Here is a 21,722-nt window from a genome sequence, read left to right on the forward strand (position 1 = left end):
AACTGCCAGAAGGCGTTGAGATGGTTATGCCTGGCGACAACATTCAGATGGTTGTTACCCTGATCCACCCAATCGCGATGGATGACGGTCTGCGTTTCGCAATCCGTGAAGGCGGCCGTACTGTTGGTGCTGGCGTTGTTGCTAAAGTTATCAGCTAATCGCGGATAACATTTGACGCAATGCGTACTAAAAGGGCATCATTTGATGCCCTTTTTGCACGCTTTCGAACCAGAACCTGGCTCATCAGTGATTTTTTTTGTCATAATCATTGCTGAGACAGGCTCTGTAGAGGGCGTTTAGTCCGAAAAGCTGCAGTGCATTTCGGCTTGGCTCGCCTCGCAATCGCGGGGTGAAAATGTTTGTAGAATTCTTCTGACAGGTTGGTTTATGAGTGCGAATACCGAAGCTCAAGGGAGCGGTCGCGGCCTGGAAGCGATGAAGTGGGTCATTGTAGCCGTGCTGCTGATTGTGGCTATTGTTGGCAACTACCTCTATCGTGACATGATGCTGCCGTTGCGTGCGCTGGCCGTGGTAATTCTTATTGCTGCAGCGGGTGGTGTCGCGCTGTTGACGACAAAAGGTAAAGCGACCGTTGCTTTTGCCCGCGAAGCGCGAACTGAAGTTCGCAAGGTCATTTGGCCGACTCGCCAGGAAACATTGCACACCACGCTGATTGTGGCAGCGGTGACTGCTGTAATGTCACTGATTCTGTGGGGACTGGATGGCATTCTGGTTCGCCTGGTCTCCTTTATCACTGGCCTGAGGTTCTAAGATGTCTGAAGCCCCTAAGATGCGCTGGTACGTCGTTCAGGCGTTTTCCGGTTTTGAAGGCCGCGTAGCGACATCGCTGCGTGAGCATATCAGATTACACAATATGGAAGAGTTGTTTGGCGAAGTTATGGTTCCGACCGAAGAAGTGGTCGAGATCCGTGGCGGCCTGCGTCGCAAAAGCGAACGCAAATTCTTCCCGGGTTACGTGCTAGTTCAGATGGTGATGAACGATGCAAGCTGGCACCTGGTGCGCAGCGTACCGCGCGTAATGGGCTTTATCGGTGGCACGTCCGATCGCCCGGCACCAATCAGCGACAAAGAAGTTGATGCGATTATGAACCGCCTACAGCAGGTTGGTGATAAGCCGCGTCCGAAAACGCTGTTTGAACCGGGTGAAATGGTTCGTGTTAGCGACGGTCCGTTTGCTGACTTTAACGGTGTGGTTGAAGAAGTGGACTATGAAAAGTCCCGCCTGAAAGTTTCCGTTTCTATCTTCGGTCGTGCGACCCCGGTAGAACTGGACTTTGCCCAGGTCGAAAAAGCCTAAGTAGCCGAGTAAAAAAGCGACGATTTAATCGTTGCACGAGGTGCGAGATTGGAATACAATTTCGCGCCTTTTGTTTTTATGGGCCCGGCCCGTAAAACGAATTTTTATCACGGGGAGCCTCGCTGAGGCGCTATAACCCAATTAGAGGATTTTAGAATGGCTAAGAAAGTACAAGCCTACGTCAAGCTGCAGGTTGCAGCCGGTATGGCTAACCCGAGTCCACCAGTTGGTCCAGCTCTGGGTCAACAGGGCGTTAACATCATGGAATTCTGTAAAGCGTTTAACGCCAAAACTGAATCCCTGGAAAAAGGCCTGCCAACTCCGGTTGTTATTACCGTTTATGCTGACCGTTCTTTCACTTTCGTTACCAAGACCCCGCCGGCAGCAGTACTGCTGAAAAAAGCGGCTGGTATCAAGTCTGGTTCCGGTAAGCCGAACAAAGACAAAGTCGGTAAAATTTCCCGCACTCAGCTGCAGGAAATCGCGCAGACCAAAGCTGCCGACATGACTGGTTCCGACATTGAAGCGATGACTCGCTCCATTGAAGGTACTGCACGTTCCATGGGCCTGGTAGTGGAGGACTAAGAAATGGCTAAACTGACCAAGCGCATGTCCGTCATTCGTGACAAAGTTGATGTGACCAAACAGTACGACATCACCGAAGCTATCTCTCTGCTGAAAGAACTGGCTACTGCTAAGTTCGTAGAAAGCGTTGACGTTGCTGTAAACCTCGGCATCGATGCTCGTAAATCTGATCAGAACGTTCGTGGTGCAACTGTACTGCCAAACGGTACTGGCCGTTCCGTTCGCGTTGCCGTATTTGCCCAGGGCGCAAACGCTGAAGCTGCTAAAGCTGCAGGCGCTGAACTGGTAGGTATGGAAGATCTGGCTGACCAGATCAAGAAAGGCGAAATGAACTTTGACGTTGTTATTGCTTCCCCGGATGCAATGCGCGTTGTTGGCCAGTTGGGTCAGGTTCTGGGTCCACGTGGCCTGATGCCAAACCCGAAAGTTGGTACTGTAACCCCTAACGTTGCTGAAGCGGTTAAGAACGCTAAAGCAGGTCAGGTTCGTTATCGTAACGACAAAAACGGTATCATCCACACTACCATCGGTAAAGTGGACTTCGACACCGAGAAATTGAAAGAAAACCTGGAATCTCTGCTGGTTGCGCTGAAAAAAGCCAAACCAACTCAGGCTAAAGGCGTGTACATCAAGAAAATTAGCATCTCCACCACTATGGGTGCAGGTGTTGCGGTTGACCAGGCTGGTCTGACTGCAGTAGCAAACTAATACCTTTACGTGGGCGGTGGATTTGTCTACAATCTTCCCCCCACGTTTGCTAACAAAAGTTAGCAGGTAAAAGAATTGTTCGTTGGAGCCTGGCCTGATCCAGGCCTCCGTCGAAGACCGCAGGTGTTTCGTAAGAGACTTAATGTCCTGCGTAGACGGTGACAGAACGCTAAGATTATTTCTGATACTCTGGCTTGTTTCTGCTCACCGTATTAAGACGCTCTTTTCGTTTGAAAAGAGTGAAGTGAGTTCCAGGGCATGAGCCCTGGCAAACATCCAGGAGCAAAGCTAATGGCTTTAAATCTTCAAGACAAACAAGCGATTGTTGCTGAAGTCAGCGAAGTAGCCAAAGGCGCGCTGTCTGCGGTAGTTGCGGATTCCCGTGGCGTAACTGTAGACAAAATGACTGAACTGCGTAAAGCAGGTCGCGAAGCTGGCGTATACATGCGTGTTGTTCGTAACACCCTGCTGCGCCGTGCTGTTGAAGGTACTCAGTTTGAGTGCCTGAAAGACGCGTTCATTGGTCCGACCCTTATTGCATATTCTATGGAACACCCGGGCGCAGCTGCTCGTCTGTTCAAAGATTTCGCGAAAGCGAATGCAAAATTTGAGGTCAAAGCCGCAGCCTTTGAAGGTGAGTTGATCCCGGCATCGCAAATCGATCGCCTGGCTACACTGCCGACCTACGAAGAAGCAATTGCACGCCTGATGGCAACCATGAAAGAAGCTTCGGCTGGCAAACTGGTTCGCACTCTGGCTGCTGTACGCGATGCGAAAGAAGCGGCTTAATAGTCGTTATCTTTGTAAAGCATTCGCTTACGTATAAACTTATTCTGATTTTCAGGAACAATTTAAATGTCTATCACTAAAGATCAAATCATTGAAGCAGTTGCAGCTATGTCCGTAATGGACGTTGTAGAACTGATTTCTGCAATGGAAGAAAAATTCGGCGTTTCTGCTGCTGCCGCTGTAGCTGTAGCTGCTGGTCCAGCTGAAGCTGCTGAAGAAAAAACTGAATTCGACGTGATTCTGAAAGGTATCGGCGCGAACAAAGTTGCAGTAATCAAAGCAGTACGTGGCGCAACTGGCCTGGGTCTGAAAGAAGCTAAAGACCTCGTTGAATCTGCTCCAGCCGCTCTGAAAGAAGGCGTGAGCAAAGACGACGCAGAATCACTGAAAAAATCTCTGGAAGAAGCTGGCGCTGAAGTTGAAGTTAAATAAGCCAACCCTTTCGGTTGCAGCCTGAGAAATTAGGCTGATGGCTGGTGACTTTTTAGTCACCAGCCTTTTTGCGCTGTAAGGCGCCAGTAGCATTTCACACTATTTAACTGCTGGCTGTCCTGACAATGCTTGTTTCTATCGACGTCTTAATATACTGCGACAGGCCGCTCGGGCTGTGTAAATTGCAACGAAATGGTTTAAGCGTGATAGCAACAGGTTTTGCGGAAAGTATTCAATTTTCCGATCAAGAAAATGGTGTTGCACAAACTGTCCCTTCGTCGGGCAGATGGGTCGACTTGTCAGCGAGCTGAGGAACCCTAATGGTTTACTCCTATACCGAGAAAAAACGTATTCGTAAGGATTTTGGTAAACGTCCACAAGTTTTGGATATACCTTATCTCCTTTCTATCCAACTTGACTCGTTCCAGAAGTTTATCGAGCAAGATCCTGAAGGGCAGTATGGTCTGGAAGCAGCCTTCCGTTCCGTATTCCCAATCAAAAGCTATAGCGGTAATTCTGAGCTGCAGTACGTCAGCTACCGTCTTGGCGAACCGGTATTTGACGTTCAGGAATGTCAGATCCGTGGTGTGACCTATTCCGCACCGCTGCGCGTAAAACTGCGTCTGGTAGTTTACGAGCGTGAAGCGCCGGAAGGCACCGTTAAAGACATCAAAGAACAAGAAGTCTACATGGGTGAAATTCCGCTCATGACTGACAACGGTACTTTCGTTATCAACGGTACTGAGCGTGTTATCGTTTCCCAGCTGCATCGTAGCCCGGGCGTCTTCTTCGACAGCGATAAGGGTAAAACACACTCATCCGGTAAAGTACTGTATAACGCGCGCATCATTCCTTACCGTGGTTCCTGGCTGGACTTCGAGTTCGATCCGAAAGACAACCTGTTTGTCCGTATCGACCGTCGTCGTAAACTGCCTGCGACCATCATTTTGCGTGCGCTGCAATACACCACTGAGCAGATTCTTGACCTGTTCTTTGAGAAAGTGATCTTCGAAATTCGCGACAACAAGCTGCAAATGGAGCTGTTGCCGGAACGTCTGCGTGGTGAGACCGCATCGTTCGACATCGAATTCGAAGGTAAAGTGTATGTGGAAAAAGGCCGCCGTATTACTGCGCGCCACATCCGTCAACTTGAAAAAGATGATATCAAACTCATCGAAGTACCGGTTGAATACATTGCAGGAAAAGTAGCCGCAAAAGATTACGTTGATGCCTCTACCGGCGAACTGATCTGCCCAGCCAACATGGAGCTGAGCCTGGATCTGTTGGCTAAGCTGAGCCAGTCTGGCCACAAACGTATCGAAACGCTGTTCACCAACGACCTGGATCACGGTGCGTATATGTCTGAGACTATACGTGTCGATCCAACCAGCGATCGTCTGAGTGCTCTGGTAGAAATCTACCGTATGATGCGCCCTGGTGAGCCGCCAACTCGTGAAGCAGCTGAAAATCTGTTTGAGAACCTGTTCTTCTCTGAAGACCGCTATGACTTGTCTGCGGTTGGTCGTATGAAGTTCAACCGTTCTCTGCTGCGTGATGCGATTGAAGGTTCCGGTATCCTGAGCAAAGAAGACATCATCGAAGTGATGAAGAAGCTCATTGATATCCGTAACGGCAAAGGCGAAGTGGATGATATCGACCACCTCGGCAACCGTCGTATTCGTTCCGTTGGCGAAATGGCGGAAAACCAATTCCGCGTTGGCCTGGTTCGTGTAGAGCGTGCGGTTAAAGAGCGTCTGTCTCTGGGCGATCTGGATACCCTGATGCCTCAGGACATGATCAACGCCAAGCCGATTTCTGCCGCAGTGAAAGAGTTCTTTGGTTCCAGCCAGCTTTCTCAGTTTATGGACCAGAACAACCCGCTGTCTGAGATTACGCACAAACGTCGTATCTCTGCACTCGGCCCGGGTGGTTTGACTCGTGAACGCGCAGGCTTTGAAGTTCGAGACGTACACCCGACTCACTACGGTCGCGTGTGTCCAATCGAAACGCCTGAAGGTCCAAACATCGGTCTGATCAACTCCTTGTCCGTGTATGCACAGACAAACGAATACGGTTTCCTTGAGACTCCGTATCGTAAAGTGACTGACGGTGTTGTAACCGACGAAATTCACTACCTTTCTGCTATCGAAGAAGGTAACTATGTTATCGCTCAGGCTAACACCAACCTGGACGAAGAAGGTCGCTTTGTTGATGACCTCGTTACCTGTCGTAGCAAAGGTGAATCCAGCTTGTTCAGCAATGACCAAGTGGATTATATGGACGTTTCGACCCAACAGATTGTTTCTGTTGGTGCATCACTGATTCCATTCCTGGAACACGATGACGCCAACCGTGCATTGATGGGTGCGAACATGCAACGTCAGGCGGTTCCGACTCTGCGTGCTGATAAGCCGCTGGTTGGTACCGGTATGGAACGTGCTGTTGCCGTTGACTCCGGTGTAACTGCGGTTGCGAAACGTGGCGGTACCGTTCAGTACGTGGATGCTTCCCGTATCGTTATTAAAGTTAACGAAGACGAGATGTATCCGGGCGAAGCTGGCATCGACATCTATAACCTGACCAAGTACACCCGTTCTAACCAGAACACCTGTATCAACCAGATGCCGTGTGTGTCTCTGGGTGAGCCGGTTGAGCGCGGCGACGTGCTGGCTGATGGCCCGTCTACCGATCTCGGTGAACTGGCACTCGGTCAGAACATGCGTGTAGCGTTTATGCCGTGGAATGGTTACAACTTCGAAGACTCCATCCTCGTCTCCGAGCGTGTGGTTCAGGAAGATCGTTTCACCACGATTCACATTCAGGAACTGGCGTGCGTGTCCCGTGACACCAAGCTGGGGCCTGAAGAGATCACTGCTGATATCCCGAACGTGGGTGAAGCTGCGCTCTCTAAACTGGATGAATCCGGTATCGTTTACATCGGTGCAGAAGTGACCGGCGGCGATATTCTGGTTGGTAAGGTAACACCTAAAGGTGAAACCCAGCTGACGCCAGAAGAGAAACTGCTGCGTGCGATCTTCGGTGAGAAAGCGTCTGACGTTAAAGACTCTTCTCTGCGCGTACCTAACGGTGTTTCCGGTACGATCATCGACGTTCAGGTCTTTACTCGCGATGGCGTAGAAAAAGACAAACGTGCGCTGGAAATCGAAGAGATGCAGCTGAAGCAGGCTAAGAAAGACCTGTCTGAAGAACTGCAGATCCTTGAAGCTGGCCTGTTTAGTCGTATCTACGCGGTGCTGGTCTCCGGTGGTGTTGAAGCTGAGAAGCTTGACAAACTGCCGCGCGATCGCTGGCTGGAACTGGGCCTGACCGACGAAGATAAACAAAATCAGCTGGAACAACTGGCTGAGCAGTATGACGAACTGAAACACGAGTTCGAGAAAAAACTCGAAGCGAAACGCCGCAAAATCACTCAGGGCGACGATCTGGCACCAGGTGTGCTGAAGATTGTTAAGGTGTATCTGGCTGTTAAACGTCAGATTCAGCCTGGTGATAAGATGGCAGGTCGTCACGGTAACAAGGGTGTTATTTCTAAGATCAACCCGATCGAAGATATGCCGCACGATGCTAACGGTACGCCGGTAGATATCGTACTGAACCCGCTGGGCGTACCGTCTCGTATGAACATTGGTCAGATCCTCGAAACTCACCTTGGTATGGCTGCAAAAGGCATTGGCGAAAAAATCAACGCTATGCTGAAGCAGCAGGAAGAAGTCGCGAAACTGCGCGAGTTCATCCAGCGTGCGTACGATCTGGGCACTGACGTTCGCCAGAAAGTTGACCTGAACACCTTCACGGATGATGAAGTGCTGCGTCTGGCAGAGAACCTGAAAAAAGGTATGCCAATCGCAACGCCAGTCTTTGACGGTGCGAAAGAGTCTGAAATCAAGGAACTGTTACAGCTGGGTGGCCTGCCGACTTCCGGTCAGATCACACTGTTCGACGGTCGTACTGGTGAGCAATTCGAGCGCCAGGTTACCGTTGGCTATATGTACATGCTGAAACTGAACCACTTGGTTGATGACAAGATGCATGCGCGTTCTACCGGTTCTTACAGCCTGGTTACTCAGCAGCCGCTGGGTGGTAAGGCTCAGTTCGGTGGTCAGCGCTTCGGTGAGATGGAAGTATGGGCGCTTGAAGCATATGGCGCGGCATACACCCTGCAGGAAATGCTTACCGTTAAGTCTGATGACGTGAATGGTCGTACCAAGATGTATAAAAACATCGTGGACGGCAACCATCAGATGGAACCAGGTATGCCAGAATCCTTCAACGTACTGTTGAAAGAGATTCGTTCTCTGGGTATCAACATCGAGCTGGAAGACGAGTAACTCTCGCTCAAACAGGTCACTGGTGCCGGGGTAATTCCCGGCACCAGATTGTGCTAACTCCGACGGGAGCAAATCCGTGAAAGATTTATTAAAGTTTCTAAAAGCGCAGACTAAAACCGAAGAGTTTGATGCGATCAAAATTGCTCTGGCATCGCCAGACATGATCCGTTCATGGTCTTTCGGTGAAGTTAAGAAGCCGGAAACCATTAACTACCGTACGTTCAAACCTGAACGTGACGGCCTTTTCTGTGCGCGTATTTTCGGGCCAGTAAAAGACTACGAGTGCCTGTGCGGTAAGTACAAGCGCCTGAAACACCGTGGTGTGATCTGCGAGAAGTGCGGCGTTGAAGTGACCCAGACTAAAGTGCGTCGTGAACGCATGGGCCACATCGAGCTGGCGTCTCCAACTGCTCACATCTGGTTCCTGAAATCTCTGCCGTCCCGTATCGGCTTGCTGCTGGATATGCCGCTGCGCGATATCGAACGTGTTCTGTACTTCGAATCTTATGTGGTTATCGAAGGCGGTATGACGAATCTGGAACGTAATCAGATTCTGACCGAAGAACAGTATCTGGACGCGCTGGAAGAGTTCGGTGACGAATTCGACGCGAAGATGGGTGCGGAAGCTATTCAGGCCCTGTTGAAAAACATGGATCTGGAGCAAGAGTGCGAGCAGCTGCGTCAAGAGCTGAACGAAACTAACTCCGAAACCAAGCGTAAAAAACTGACCAAGCGTATCAAGCTGCTGGAAGCGTTCGTCCTGTCTGGTAACAAACCAGAGTGGATGATCCTGACCGTTCTGCCGGTTCTGCCGCCAGATCTGCGTCCGCTGGTTCCGCTTGATGGCGGTCGTTTCGCAACGTCGGATCTTAACGATCTGTATCGTCGCGTGATCAACCGTAACAACCGTCTGAAACGTCTGCTGGACCTGGCTGCACCTGACATCATCGTACGTAACGAAAAACGTATGTTGCAGGAAGCTGTCGATGCCCTGCTGGACAACGGACGTCGTGGTCGTGCGATTACCGGTTCTAACAAGCGTCCTCTGAAATCTTTGGCCGATATGATCAAAGGTAAGCAGGGTCGTTTCCGTCAGAACTTGCTCGGTAAGCGTGTTGACTACTCTGGTCGTTCTGTTATCACCGTAGGTCCATACCTGCGTCTGCATCAGTGCGGTCTGCCGAAGAAAATGGCACTGGAGCTGTTCAAACCGTTCATCTACGGCAAGCTGGAACTGCGTGGTCTTGCTACCACCATTAAAGCTGCTAAGAAGATGGTTGAGCGTGAAGAAGCTGTCGTTTGGGATATCCTGGACGAAGTTATCCGCGAACACCCAGTACTGCTGAACCGTGCACCAACTCTGCACCGTTTGGGTATTCAGGCATTTGAACCGGTACTGATCGAAGGTAAAGCTATCCAGCTGCACCCGCTGGTTTGTGCGGCTTATAACGCCGACTTCGATGGTGACCAGATGGCAGTACACGTTCCGCTGACGCTTGAAGCTCAGTTGGAAGCGCGTGCGCTGATGATGTCTACCAACAACATCCTGTCACCTGCGAACGGCGAGCCAATCATCGTTCCTTCTCAGGACGTTGTATTGGGTCTGTACTACATGACCCGTGACTGTGTTAACGCCAAAGGCGAAGGCATGGTGCTGTCTGGCCCTAAAGAAGCTGAGCGTATCTATCGCGCAGGTCTGGCCTCACTGCATGCGCGTGTAAAAGTGCGTATCACTGAATTTGAAAAAGATGCCAACAATCAGTTCGTTGGTAAAACCAGCATTATCGACACTACCGTAGGTCGTGCGATTTTGTGGATGATCGTGCCGAAAGGCCTGCCTTATTCCATCGTCAACCAGGCGCTGGGCAAGAAGGCAATCTCCAAAATGCTGAACACCTGTTACCGTATTCTGGGCCTTAAGCCTACGGTAATCTTTGCTGACCAGACGATGTACACCGGCTTTGCATATGCAGCGCGTTCAGGTGTTTCTGTTGGTATCGATGACATGGTCATCCCAGCGAAGAAAACTGAGATCATCTCTGAAGCGGAAGCTGAAGTTGCTGAGATCCAGGAGCAGTTCCAGTCTGGTCTGGTAACCGCAGGTGAGCGTTACAACAAAGTTATCGATATCTGGGCTGCGGCGAACGATCGTGTTTCTAAAGCGATGATGGATAACCTGCAAACTGAATCCGTTATTAACCGTGACGGTGTAGAAGAGCAGCAGGTTTCCTTCAACAGCATCTACATGATGGCCGACTCCGGTGCGCGTGGTTCAGCAGCACAGATTCGTCAGCTGGCAGGTATGCGTGGTCTGATGGCTAAGCCAGATGGCTCCATCATCGAAACGCCAATCACCGCGAACTTCCGTGAAGGTCTGAACGTACTCCAGTACTTCATCTCCACGCACGGTGCTCGTAAAGGTCTGGCGGATACCGCACTGAAAACGGCAAACTCCGGTTATCTGACTCGTCGTCTGGTTGACGTCGCGCAGGATCTGGTTGTTACCGAAGATGACTGTGGAACACACGAAGGCATCCTGATGACTCCGGTTATCGAAGGTGGCGACGTTAAAGAACCACTGCGCGATCGCGTTCTGGGCCGTGTAACGGCTGAAGATGTGATCAAGCCGGGTACTGCAGACATCCTGGTCACCCGTAATACCTTGCTCGATGAGCAATGGTGTGACCTGTTGGAACTCAACTCTGTTGACAGCGTAAAAGTACGTTCCGTAGTAGGTTGCGAAACTGACTTTGGCGTTTGTGCTCACTGCTATGGTCGCGACCTGGCACGTGGCCATATCATCAACAAAGGTGAAGCTATCGGGGTTATCGCGGCACAGTCCATCGGTGAACCAGGTACACAGCTGACGATGCGTACGTTCCACATCGGTGGTGCGGCATCTCGTTCCGCTGCTGAATCTAGCATCCAGGTGAAAAACAAAGGTAGCATCAAGCTCAGCAACGCGAAGTCGGTTGTGAACTCTGCCGGTAAACTGGTAGTGACTTCTCGTAACACCGAGCTGAAGCTGATCGACGAATTCGGTCGTACCAAAGAAAGCTACAAAGTGCCTTACGGTGCGGTAATGGGCAAAGGCGATGGCGAACAGGTTGCGGGCGGCGAAACCGTTGCAAACTGGGATCCACACACCATGCCAGTTATCACTGAAGTGGGTGGTTTCATTCGCTTCACCGATATGGTTGACGGCCAGACGATTACTCGTCAGACCGACGAACTGACCGGCCTTTCTTCCCTGGTGGTTCTGGATTCAGCAGAACGTACCGCGGGCGGTAAAGATCTGCGTCCAGCGCTGAAAATCATTGATGCCAATGGTAACGATGTTCTGATCCCAGGTACCGATATGCCTGCTCAGTACTTCCTGCCGGGTAAAGCGATTGTTCAGCTGGAAGATGGTATCCAGATCAGTGCGGGTGACGCTCTGGCGCGTATTCCTCAGGAATCCAGCGGTACCAAGGATATCACCGGTGGTCTGCCACGCGTTGCTGACCTGTTCGAAGCACGTCGTCCGAAAGAGCCTGCAATCCTGGCGGAAATTACCGGTATCATTTCCTTCGGTAAAGAAACCAAAGGTAAACGTCGTCTGGTTATCACTCCGTTAGACGGTAGCGAGCCATACGAAGAGATGATTCCTAAATGGCGTCAGCTCAACGTGTTCGAAGGCGAACGTGTAGAACGTGGTGACGTGGTTTCCGATGGTCCAGAAGCGCCGCACGACATTCTGCGTCTTCGTGGTGTACACGCGGTAACGCGTTATATCACCAACGAAGTACAGGACGTTTACCGTCTGCAAGGCGTTAAGATTAACGATAAACACATCGAAGTTATCGTTCGTCAGATGCTGCGTAAAGCAACCATCGATAGCGCTGGAAGCTCTGACTTCCTGGAAGGCGAGCAGGTTGAATACTCTCGCGTCAAGATTGCTAACCGCGATCTCGAAGCGAATGGCAAAGTTGCGGTATTGTATTCCCGCGATCTGCTGGGTATCACCAAAGCGTCTCTGGCAACCGAGTCCTTCATCTCTGCTGCATCGTTCCAGGAGACCACTCGTGTCCTGACTGAAGCTGCTGTAGCGGGTAAACGTGATGAACTGCGCGGTCTGAAAGAGAACGTTATCGTTGGTCGTCTGATTCCAGCTGGTACGGGTTATGCGTATCACCAGGATCGTATGCGTCGTCGTGCTGCAGGCGAACAGCCAGCTGCACCTCAGGTTACTGCTGAAGATGCATCTGCCAGCCTGGCAGAACTGCTGAACGCAGGTCTGGGCGGCTCTAACAACGATTAATCGTGACTTGAGCTAATAAAAAACCCGCTTCGGCGGGTTTTTTCATGGCTGTAACCTGGTAGGGTGATGATTACTTCAGTAGTGGCAACCGACGATAAAGCTCGATCATATCGCCCGCGAGATCCTGAATCACCATCGCATTCATCAGGTGATCCTGCGAGTGAACGGTAATCAGGTTCACCGGCAGTTTTCCGGTGCCTTCATCAAAACCGATAAGCTGTGTCTGGATGACGTGCGCATGTTTAACATACTCGCGCGACTCCTCCATCGATTTTTCAGCCTCGTCAAAATCACCTTTGCGGGCCAGCTGTAAAGCGGTAAGCGCCGCGCTACGTGCCGCACCGGCATTTACCAGCAATTCCATGATGGTCGTTTCTAAATCTTCCACGATTTACTCCAGCAGTTTGAGGGCTTTTTCCAGTACGACATCGCCTTTCATCATGCCGTAATCCATCATGTCGATCACCGCGACAGGTTTACCCAGTGGTTCCGCCTGTGCCTGCAGTTTTGCCAATTCGTATTTTACCTGTGGCCCCAGTAACACGATGTCGGCTGTTGCAATAATGTCCTTGAACTCAGCAACCGGAACGGCTTTGATGCTTACTTCGATACCTTTCTTTTGTGCCGCGTCTTTCATGCGTTGAACCAGCATGCTGGTGGACATTCCCGCTGCACAACATAAAACGATGTTCTTCATAGTCAGCCTCGATCTACATGTGTTTATTGATAATTATCCCGAGCAGGCACCTTCAACAACCGCTTTACCGCGATTGTGTGTCTGGCATCACAAAGAAACCTCGCTTTACTGAAACCGGTTACAATTTGCAAAGGGGATAATAGTTTTTTGCTGATACTGTCCATATAGACATGTTATTAAAAACAGTATTGACACCAGATTTTAAATATGTAAATTAGAACTCAACAGCAGAGAAATGGTAGTTTGCTGTTAGCCAGTAAGTAGCAGTTAAGCTTTATTGGGGTTTGCGATGAAGGCCACGAAGTCTGTTTTTTGGGTTAGTTGATGTGAGATGAACGTATATTTCTCGCTTCGCTAAAGCTTCAAGGTCCTGTAACTGATAGACGAAATCGCAAAGTAGTAAGTGAAGCGCGACGATGTAAGGCCATGATTTTGAAGTGAATGTTTGCGGATACGTTCTGTTGTTATCTTCCGCAAAGACAGTAAGGCCACGCATCAAAGAGTATATGTCGCGATGGGGAGTGTACTTGTTTAAGTTGCCATGCTTGAGTTGTGTTATCAGGCTGGTGGGATAGGTTAAACGGTAAATAGAGGAGCAAGTTAGTTAGTATCAGTATCCAATATTATCTGTATTAAACGCGTACATTAAAAGCAGTACCATAAGTAGTACCAAAAACGTAAGTCAATTAATGTTAAATCTGAAGTTCGTAGTACCATAAAAGCCCTGACTGCAATAGTTGGGGCTTTTATTGTATCGATATCAATGTGTTTGACCCGATCGCTCACCTCCTTCTTTTCGTCTTGTTGTCTCACTTCACTTTTCTGATGCACGTAAGATAAAAAAAATTAATCCTTGCTTAATAAATCAAACCAAGCCTACTATGTTGTCATCGGTTTGGAACACAGACCTTATGCAAGCAGTTTTAGTAAAGCAGTCCTCAGTTCAAGCGCTATCCTGGATATCCCTTCTTCATGAGCCTCCTCCTAAGTGCCCCATAAGATAAATTCTGAAAAACAGGCCAAGTTCGCCGCGAGAGTGGCTCAAAAATAAGAAAGGAAATATCAATGTCTAACAAAATGACTGGTTTAGTAAAATGGTTCAACCCTGAAAAAGGCTTCGGCTTTATCACCCCTCAGGACGGCAGCAAAGATGTATTCGTACACTTCTCTGCAATCCAGAGCAGCGATTTTAAAACTTTAGACGAAGGCCAAAAAGTTGAGTTCTCAATTGAGAACGGCGCTAAAGGCCCGTCTGCTGTTAACGTTATCGCGCTGTAATAGCCGATAATCTCACTGCCACTTACAATAGCGATGAAGGCCTGAGCCTGAGCAGTTAAGCGATAGTGAATAAAAAACCCGCCTCGGCGGGTTTTTTCGTTTCTGGCGTCCGTTGTTTGAGGGCAGGGCGAAACGAGGAAGTGGATTTTCGCCCTGGTCAGCGTCCGTTGCTGACGACAAGAGAATAAAAAAACGCGTAATATTTCACAATCTTGCTTTTGATGCTTTCCGAGACGGTTTGTAAGATTTCTCCAGCATTACCTCTTTTTTCAGCGATACTGCGAGCCGCGTCCCAGCCAGCTATCCCAGTCCTTCCATACCGGTTGCAAACCTTGAGCAGTGAGTGCCTGAGCGACATCTTCAGGGCGGCGGCCATCGTGTGGGGTAAACTGTTCTAGCTCAGGCCGAGCGTCAGCATAGCCACCTGGCTGTGTTTTCGAAAACGCGCTCACGTTGTTGATCGCTAATGGAATGACCTTGTCGCGAAACCCCGGTGACTCTCGTGTGGATAATGACAGTTCGACCTCAGGTGCCAGCAGGCGAAACGCGCAGATAGTTTGAACCAGTTGGCGCTCGTCCATGATTGATGCGGGTTCGATGCCTCCGGTGCAGGGCCTTAATCGGGGAAATGAGATGGAATAGCGGCTCTGCCAGTACTGTTGCTGAAGCCATAAAAGATGCTCCGCGACCATATAACAATCTACCCGCCAGCTGTCCGATAGGCCAATCAGCGCGCCGAGCCCAATTTTATCGATTCCTGCGCGGCCAAGCCTGTCTGGAGTTTCAAGACGAAAGAGGAAATCCTGTTTCTTGCCTTTGAGGTGATGCTGAGCGTACATTTTTTCGTGATACGTCTCCTGATAAACCATCACGCCATCCAGCCCCAGCGTTTTCAATTCAGCGTACTCTTCTGTGGAAAGCGGCTGAACCTCTATCTGTAATGACGAGAACTGACGGCGAATGTCGGGGAAATGCCGGCGAAAATAATCCATTCCTACTTTTCCTTGATGCTCACCGGTCACCAGCAGCACATGTTCGAAACCCATCTCCCGAATTGCCGCGCATTCTCGCGCAATCTCAGCGTCATCGAGCGTTTTACGCTTGATACGATTGCTCATCGAAAAGCCGCAATAGGTACAGTTATTGGCGCAAAGGTTGGACAGATAAAGAGGCACATAGAAACTCACCGTGTTGCCAAAGCGCTGACGGGTCAGCCGTTGTGCGCGCTGTGCCATGGGCTCAAGATAATTGCTGGCGGCGGGGGAGAGCAGGGCCATCATGTCGTCGCGGGTGGGATGACGCGCATGTAATGCGCGCTCCACATCGGCGGGCGTTTTGCCGTTGATGCGCATCCGAATATCATCCCAATCCAACTGTCGCCAGCGGTCAGTAAACGTGCTCATCAAAATGCCTCCAGAAATCCGGTCAGCGGGCTGGTTGCCTGTGCCTGATAGCGACGTGCGCCAGCGCCAGAGTGCCGCGCCAACACGCCCGCTTCTACCGCCAGGCGAAACGCACGGGCCATCATTATCGGATCTTCTGCGACCGCAATTGCCGTATTCACTAAAACCGCGTCAGCGCCCATTTCTAGCGCCTGTGCCGCATGACTCGGCACGCCAATTCCCGCATCGACCACGACCGGTACCGTCGCTTGTTCAATAATGATTTCAAGCATGGCGCGCGTTTCCAGCCCCTGGTTTGAGCCAATCGGTGCGCCGAGCGGCATCACGGCCGCGCATCCTACCTCCTCCAGCCTTTTGCATAAGACCGGGTCAGCGCCGCAGTAAGGCAACACGGTAAACCCCTGCTTGACCAGAATCTCAGCCGCTTTAAGCGTTTCGATAGGATCCGGTAATAGCCAACGCGCATCAGGATGGATTTCCAGTTTCAGCCAGCTTGTCCCCAGCGCTTCCCTTGCCAGCTGCGCGGCAAAAACGGCTTCTTCCGCAGTCTTTGCGCCAGAGGTATTGGGTAGCAGCATTACGCCTGCCTCAAGCAGCGGTGCGAGTATGGCATCGCTATGATGACGCAGATCCACGCGTTTCAGCGCCAGCGTCACCAGTTGACTCCCGCTCTCGTGGATGGCTTCTACCATCAGTTGAGGCGAGGCGAATTTCCCTGTGCCGGTGAAGAGATGTGATTCAAAGATTTTATCTGCAATACGTAACATATCAGCCTCCCGCGATGACCTGAAAAAGCAGGATTCGATCGCCGTCGCGCACCTGCTGAAGCTCCCACTGCTCACGCGGCAGGATCTGTTGATTAAGTGCCAGAGCCATTCCTGGTTTTAGCTGGCGGAGTTGTTCAAGCAGCGTTGAGATTGTGAGCCCGTCAGTGCATTGCATTGGCTCATCGTTAAACAGGATCCGCATGATGGCCTCCACAAACCCGACAGCCGTTGGCGCGTTGTAACGCCAATTGCCGCCAGCTACCCGATCGCGCATCGAAGAGACGCAGCGTGTTGCGTGCGGTATCTATCTCGCTGAGTAGCTTGATGGCTTCTAGCGCCTGTAACGTACCCATGACGCCAACAACTGGGCCAAGAATGCCCGCCGTGCGGCAGTTGCGCTGAGGTTCTTCGTCATCTGGCCACAGGCAGCGATAGCAGCCCTGCGTCCACGGTGGCGTCAGCACCATCATTTGTCCGCCAAAGCCTACGGCGCTGGCCGTGATGAGTGGCTTACCCAGAACCACGCAGGCGGCGTTAATAGCCTGACGCGTTGCCATGTTATCGGTGCAATCAAGCACCACGTCGGCCAGCGAAATTTCATGATGCAGTGCTTCTCCTTCGAGCCTCTGCTGGCGAGCAAGAATCTGAATATCAGGGTTCAACTGGCTAAGCCTTCGCTTTGTGACCTGTGCTTTTGGCTGACCAAGGTCATCGATCGTGAACAGAATTTGCCGCTGCAAATTGCTCAGATGGATATCGTCGTCGTCGGCTAATACCAGAGTGCCAATACCTGCACCTGCCAGATACTGCGCTGCCGGAGCACCTAATCCACCCAGCCCGATGATCAATACCCGGCTGGCGAGCAGCTTCTGTTGCCCGTCGATGGCGATATCTTCCAGAAGGATCTGGCGGCTGTAGCGCATAAAGTCGCTGTCACGCATCGCCTGCTCCTGCCAGCTTCAGCAGCTGAGCTGTGGCAGCCTGCCAGTCAGCTGCCTGAGTGATGGCGCTGACCACCGCGATGCTACCCACACCGGTTTTCAATACCGCAGGAGCGCGGTCAAGGCTGATGCCGCCGATAGCCACCGTCGGGTAATCCGCCAGACGTTCGATATGTCGTGCCAGTTGTTCCAGTCCTTGTGGCGATGAAGGCATCTGTTTGGTCTGGGTGGGGAAAACATGACCGAGGGCGATGTATGAGGGACGTGCCGCCAGTGCGATGTCGATTTCCATATCATCATGAGTCGATACGCCCAGACGAAGGCCAGCATGACGAATGGCATTGAGATCGGTGGTTTCCAGGTCCTCCTGCCCCAAATGTACACCGTAGGCCTGATGCTTAATGGCGAGTTGCCAATAGTCATTGATAAAAAGACGGGCATCGAAACGGCGACCGAGCTCAATGGCGGTTAACACGTCACCTTCGACCTCCGCATCGGTTTTATCTTTAATACGCAACTGGAGTGTTTTTACACCCGCATTTAACAAGCGAGCAATCCACTCCACACTATCGACAACCGGGTAAAGACCTAAACGAAAAGGTACCGGTGGAAAATCAGGCTGGTACATTATGCCTCCTCTTTTTTGAGGTAGATTTCGCCACCTTTGGCGCGGAAGTTTTCTGACATATCCGCCATGCCCACTTCAATCACCTGCTTTGCGGCGTAGTCGCGCACTTCCTGGCTGATTTTCATTGAGCAGAACTTTGGTCCGCACATAGAGCAGAAGTGGGCAACTTTGCCGGATTCCTGCGGTAGCGTTTCGTCGTGGTAAGCGCGGGCGGTAAACGGGTCAAGCGCCAGATTAAACTGGTCTTCCCAGCGGAATTCGAAGCGCGCCTTAGACATGGCGTTGTCGCGGATTTGCGCGCCAGGATGGCCTTTTGCCAGGTCGGCGGCGTGAGCGGCAATTTTGTAGGTAATTAGCCCCTGCTTAACGTCTTCTTTGTTTGGCAGACCGAGGTGTTCTTTTGGCGTGACGTAACAGAGCATCGCGCAGCCGAACCAGCCGATCATCGCCGCACCAATGCCAGAGGTGAAATGGTCATAGCCAGGCGCGATATCTGTGGTTAGCGGGCCTAGCGTGTAGAACGGCGCTTCGTGGCAGTGCTCCAGTTCTTCGGTCATGTTGCGGCGAATCATCTGCATTGGCACGTGTCCCGGGCCTTCGATCATGACCTGCACGTCATACTCCCAGGCGATTTTGGTCAGTTCGCCAAGCGTATGCAATTCGGCAAACTGCGCTTCGTCATTGGCATCACGAATGGAACCTGGACGCAGACCATCGCCCAAAGACAACGAAACGTCATAGGCCGCGCAGATTTCGCAGATATCGCGGAAATGTTCGTACAGGAAGTTTTCCTGATGATGCGATAGACACCATTTCGCCATAATGGAGCCGCCACGCGAGACAATTCCGGTCAGGCGTTTGGCGGTCATCGGTACGTAGCGCAGCAGAACGCCGGCATGAATGGTGAAGTAGTCGACGCCCTGTTCTGCCTGCTCCAGCAACGTATCGCGGAACGCTTCCCAGGTGAGATCTTCGGCAATCCCGTTCACTTTCTCCAGCGCCTGGTAGATCGGGACCGTGCCGATCGGCACTGGGCTATTGCGCAGGATCCATTCCCGGGTTTCGTGAATATAGCGGCCTGTCGAAAGGTCCATTACCGTATCCGCGCCCCAGCGCGTTGACCAGACCAGTTTCTCTACCTCTTCTTCGATGGAAGACGTCACCGCCGAGTTGCCAATATTGGCGTTTACTTTCACCAGGAAGTTTCGGCCTATGATCATCGGTTCCGATTCCGGATGATTGATATTGGCAGGAATAATGGCGCGACCGGCGGCTACTTCGTCGCGGACAAATTCAGGCGTGATGTTCTCGGGCAGACGAGCGCCAAAGCCTTCTCCCGGATGCTGGTGGCGTAAAATTTCACTGCGAATACGCTCGCGGCCCATGTTTTCGCGGATAGCGATGAATTCCATTTCTGGCGTGACCTGGCCCTGACGCGCGTAATGCAGCTGAGTCACGCACATGCCTACTTTTGCGCGTTTGGGGGTGAGCAGGCCGGTAAATCGCAGGTCATCAAGGCCATCGTCGGCCAGACGTTGTTTGGTATAAGCGGAGCTGCGTACGGTCAGCGCGTCGCAGTCGTTGCGTGCATCAATCCACGGCTGGCGCAATTTTACGAGTCCCTGTTGGACATTGATGGCTACGTCGGTATCGCCATATGGACCTGATGTGTCGTAGACCGGCACTGCTTCGTTATCTTCAAATTGCGGATTATCTCTGTCGCCACTAACGAGCGTTGGGCTGAGCTGGATCTCGCGCATAGGTACGCGGATATCGGCCTGTGAGCCGTTGATATAAATGCGTTTTGAGTTGGGGAAAGCGGTGCCTTCCAGCGTATCGATGAAGTGTTGGGCTTGCGCGCGTTGCTCGCGGCGGGTCAGTTTAGGTATAGACATAGCTCATTCCAAAAAAGAAAAGGAAGTGGCTTGTCAGACGACGGATGAAGCAAGAGGAAGGATCGCCCACGGGCGATACAACAACAAGTTTGACTCTTGTTCCCTTCGCAGGTCTTAACCTGATCAGGTTCCGCGGATCCCGAATTAACGGTCTCAGCCCGGCTTTCGCACTGGGCACTCCGACAAGAATTTGCTCCCCTAAAACAGGAGCATTGGTTGTAAACTATACGTTAATGATGAATAACTCAAGCTGGGCGAGCGATACTATCTTCGTTGCTGGTGTTCAGGTTGTTATCCAGTGCAAGCGCAATCAACGTATCTTCTAACGTGAAGCGTGCTTCCAGCGCTTCGCCGAGATCGGACAGGGCCTGCTGGAACTCAAGGTAGTTGTCATGATCTATGGCGTTTTCGAGCGTTGAATCATAGTAATCCATGATCTGCTGGGTATTCGCCTCCAGCTGTGGGTAGAGCTTAGTGGCGGCTAAATACGGATGAGTCCCTTCCATTTCTCGGATAATGCGTTCATAAATATTAAAATGACCGTCGGAAAGGTAGTCGACAAGGCTCTGACAAAAATTATCCAGCGCTTTTTCATTCAGGCGCATATACGATTCTTTGCCAGGCTTAATGCCTACCAGGTTGTAATAGGCAACGAGTAAATGTTTGCGCACGTGAAGCCAGCGATCGACCAGTTTATTACTTCCTCCAACGCGCTCTGTCAGGCTTTCTAGCTGGTTTAGCATGTTTGACTCCGCAAGGTTAAGGTTAAAAGCTGCCCACCTAAAATGTAAGAATAATGTAACCAACATGCCTGTGAAGCAAAGGTTGTGCAATAGATATGGATCGTATAATTGAAAAATTAGATCGTGGCTGGTGGATCGTCAGTCATGAACAAAAGCTATGGTTGCCTGGCGGAGAAATACCTTATGGCGACGCAGAGAATTTCGATCTTGTGGGGCAATCTGCACTTAAGATTGGCGAATGGCAGGGCGACTCTGTGTGGTTGATCCAACAACATCGACGCCACGATATGGGATCGGTTCGTCAGGTTATCGATCTTGATGCAGGGCTGTTTCAGCTAGCCGGACGCGGCGTGCAGTTGGCCGAGTTTTATCGCTCGCATAAGTTCTGTGGCTATTGTGGTCACGCAATGCGCCCAAGCAAAACCGAATGGGCATTGCTTTGCAATCACTGCCGTGAACGTTATTACCCGCAAATTGCGCCGTGCATTATCGTGGCGATTCGTCGCGATGATTCTATTTTGCTGGCACAGCATGTCCGCCATCGTAACGGCATCCACACCGTGTTGGCTGGCTTTGTTGAAGTCGGCGAAACGCTTGAGCAGGCGGTCGCTCGTGAAGTGATGGAAGAGAGCAGTATCAACGTTAAAAACCTGCGTTACGTCACCTCCCAGCCGTGGCCGTTCCCGATGTCACTCATGACGGCGTTTATGGCTGATTATGACAGCGGCGACATTGCGATCGACCCGAAAGAGTTGCTCAATGCCAACTGGTATCGTTATGACGATTTACCGTTGCTCCCGCCGCCAGGCACCGTGGCGCGCAGGCTGATAGAAGATACGGTGGCGATGTGTCGGGCCGAGTACGAATGACATGATACACTGAGGCCATA

The 21,722-nt window shown here is 51.2% G+C and carries 20 protein-coding genes and 1 riboswitch; of the genes, 11 read left to right on the forward strand and 9 right to left on the reverse strand.

Going from position 1 to position 21,722, the window contains the following annotated elements:
- The 9 genes from AC6EMZ_RS22865 to rpoC all read left to right on the forward strand — a co-directional run.
- Window positions 1–158: EF-Tu C-terminal domain-related protein (locus tag AC6EMZ_RS22865; protein WP_498405144.1), on the forward strand; the 158-nt coding region annotated here is incomplete at its 5' end.
- Window positions 159–387: 229 nt separating this feature from the next.
- A complete protein-coding gene (secE, locus tag AC6EMZ_RS22870) occupies window positions 388–771 on the forward strand; it encodes a preprotein translocase subunit SecE (protein ID WP_049842136.1) in 384 nt (127 codons plus the stop codon).
- Between the two features lies 1 nt (window position 772).
- Window positions 773–1,318, forward strand: coding sequence for a transcription termination/antitermination protein NusG (nusG, locus tag AC6EMZ_RS22875; RefSeq protein ID WP_498405124.1), 546 nt, complete (start codon window positions 773–775; stop codon window positions 1,316–1,318).
- A gap of 156 nt (window positions 1,319–1,474) precedes the next feature.
- A complete protein-coding gene (rplK, locus tag AC6EMZ_RS22880; RefSeq protein WP_271282900.1) occupies window positions 1,475–1,903 on the forward strand; it encodes a 50S ribosomal protein L11 in 429 nt (142 codons plus the stop codon).
- 3 nt (window positions 1,904–1,906) lie between these two features.
- Window positions 1,907–2,611: a 50S ribosomal protein L1 gene (rplA, locus tag AC6EMZ_RS22885; RefSeq protein ID WP_498405125.1), complete on the forward strand. Its 705-nt coding sequence runs from the start codon at window positions 1,907–1,909 to the stop codon at window positions 2,609–2,611.
- A 291-nt stretch (window positions 2,612–2,902) separates the two neighbouring features.
- Window positions 2,903–3,400, forward strand: a complete 498-nt coding sequence (rplJ, locus tag AC6EMZ_RS22890; protein WP_498405126.1) for a 50S ribosomal protein L10 — start codon at window positions 2,903–2,905, stop codon at window positions 3,398–3,400.
- Window positions 3,401–3,466: 66 nt separating this feature from the next.
- A complete protein-coding gene (gene rplL / locus AC6EMZ_RS22895; RefSeq protein WP_153743903.1) occupies window positions 3,467–3,832 on the forward strand; it encodes a 50S ribosomal protein L7/L12 in 366 nt (121 codons plus the stop codon).
- Between the two features lie 320 nt (window positions 3,833–4,152).
- Window positions 4,153–8,181, forward strand: coding sequence for a DNA-directed RNA polymerase subunit beta (rpoB, locus tag AC6EMZ_RS22900; protein WP_498405127.1), 4,029 nt, complete (start codon window positions 4,153–4,155; stop codon window positions 8,179–8,181).
- 76 nt (window positions 8,182–8,257) lie between these two features.
- A complete protein-coding gene (gene rpoC, locus AC6EMZ_RS22905; protein WP_498405128.1) occupies window positions 8,258–12,481 on the forward strand; it encodes a DNA-directed RNA polymerase subunit beta' in 4,224 nt (1,407 codons plus the stop codon).
- A 70-nt stretch (window positions 12,482–12,551) separates the two neighbouring features.
- On the opposite strand, the gene AC6EMZ_RS22910 is transcribed toward rpoC, so the two are convergent.
- Together AC6EMZ_RS22910 and AC6EMZ_RS22915 are read right to left on the reverse strand one after the other, a co-directional pair.
- Complete coding sequence (locus tag AC6EMZ_RS22910) at window positions 12,552–12,869, reverse strand: PTS lactose/cellobiose transporter subunit IIA (RefSeq protein ID WP_498405129.1); 318 nt, start codon at window positions 12,867–12,869, stop codon at window positions 12,552–12,554.
- Window positions 12,870–12,872: 3 nt separating this feature from the next.
- The gene (locus AC6EMZ_RS22915) at window positions 12,873–13,178 is read right to left on the reverse strand and encodes a PTS sugar transporter subunit IIB (protein WP_498405130.1); all 306 of its coding nucleotides are present in this window, start codon (window positions 13,176–13,178) and stop codon (window positions 12,873–12,875) included.
- A gap of 1,065 nt (window positions 13,179–14,243) precedes the next feature.
- Between AC6EMZ_RS22915 and cspE the strand changes: the two genes are divergently transcribed.
- Window positions 14,244–14,456, forward strand: a complete 213-nt coding sequence (cspE, locus tag AC6EMZ_RS22920) for a transcription antiterminator/RNA stability regulator CspE (protein WP_011915465.1) — start codon at window positions 14,244–14,246, stop codon at window positions 14,454–14,456.
- 269 nt (window positions 14,457–14,725) lie between these two features.
- On the opposite strand, the gene thiH is transcribed toward cspE, so the two are convergent.
- The 7 genes from thiH to rsd form a co-directional block, all read right to left on the reverse strand.
- Window positions 14,726–15,859: a 2-iminoacetate synthase ThiH gene (gene thiH, locus AC6EMZ_RS22925; RefSeq protein ID WP_498405131.1), complete on the reverse strand. Its 1,134-nt coding sequence runs from the start codon at window positions 15,857–15,859 to the stop codon at window positions 14,726–14,728.
- Window positions 15,859–16,626, reverse strand: a complete 768-nt coding sequence (gene thiG, locus AC6EMZ_RS22930; RefSeq protein ID WP_498405132.1) for a thiazole synthase — start codon at window positions 16,624–16,626, stop codon at window positions 15,859–15,861. The genes thiH and thiG overlap by 1 nt, the downstream gene beginning before the upstream one ends.
- A gap of 1 nt (window position 16,627) precedes the next feature.
- The gene (gene thiS / locus AC6EMZ_RS22935) at window positions 16,628–16,828 is read right to left on the reverse strand and encodes a sulfur carrier protein ThiS (protein ID WP_498405133.1); all 201 of its coding nucleotides are present in this window, start codon (window positions 16,826–16,828) and stop codon (window positions 16,628–16,630) included.
- Entirely contained in the window at window positions 16,812–17,567 is a 756-nt protein-coding gene (locus tag AC6EMZ_RS22940; protein WP_498405134.1) for a HesA/MoeB/ThiF family protein, read from the reverse strand. The genes thiS and AC6EMZ_RS22940 overlap by 17 nt, the downstream gene beginning before the upstream one ends.
- Window positions 17,560–18,195 (reverse strand): thiamine phosphate synthase, encoded by a 636-nt coding sequence (gene thiE / locus AC6EMZ_RS22945; RefSeq protein ID WP_498405135.1) that lies wholly within the window; start codon window positions 18,193–18,195, stop codon window positions 17,560–17,562. Before thiE ends, AC6EMZ_RS22940 begins: the two co-directional genes overlap by 8 nt.
- Window positions 18,195–20,090 carry a phosphomethylpyrimidine synthase ThiC gene (thiC, locus tag AC6EMZ_RS22950; RefSeq protein ID WP_498405136.1) on the reverse strand — a complete coding sequence of 632 codons (1,896 nt, stop codon included), beginning with the start codon at window positions 20,088–20,090 and terminating at the stop codon, window positions 18,195–18,197. The genes thiE and thiC overlap by 1 nt, the downstream gene beginning before the upstream one ends.
- Before the next feature lie 83 nt (window positions 20,091–20,173).
- A riboswitch (TPP riboswitch) is annotated at window positions 20,174–20,282 on the reverse strand.
- Window positions 20,283–20,335: 53 nt separating this feature from the next.
- Window positions 20,336–20,833, reverse strand: coding sequence for a sigma D regulator (gene rsd / locus AC6EMZ_RS22955; protein ID WP_498405137.1), 498 nt, complete (start codon window positions 20,831–20,833; stop codon window positions 20,336–20,338).
- A gap of 95 nt (window positions 20,834–20,928) precedes the next feature.
- Here rsd and nudC point away from each other — a divergent pair, with 95 nt between their 5' ends.
- Window positions 20,929–21,702: an NAD(+) diphosphatase gene (nudC, locus tag AC6EMZ_RS22960; RefSeq protein WP_498405138.1), complete on the forward strand. Its 774-nt coding sequence runs from the start codon at window positions 20,929–20,931 to the stop codon at window positions 21,700–21,702.
- The last annotated feature ends 20 nt before the right edge of the window (window positions 21,703–21,722 follow it).

This window comes from Enterobacter sp. SCRI0065, assembly GCF_059766475.1.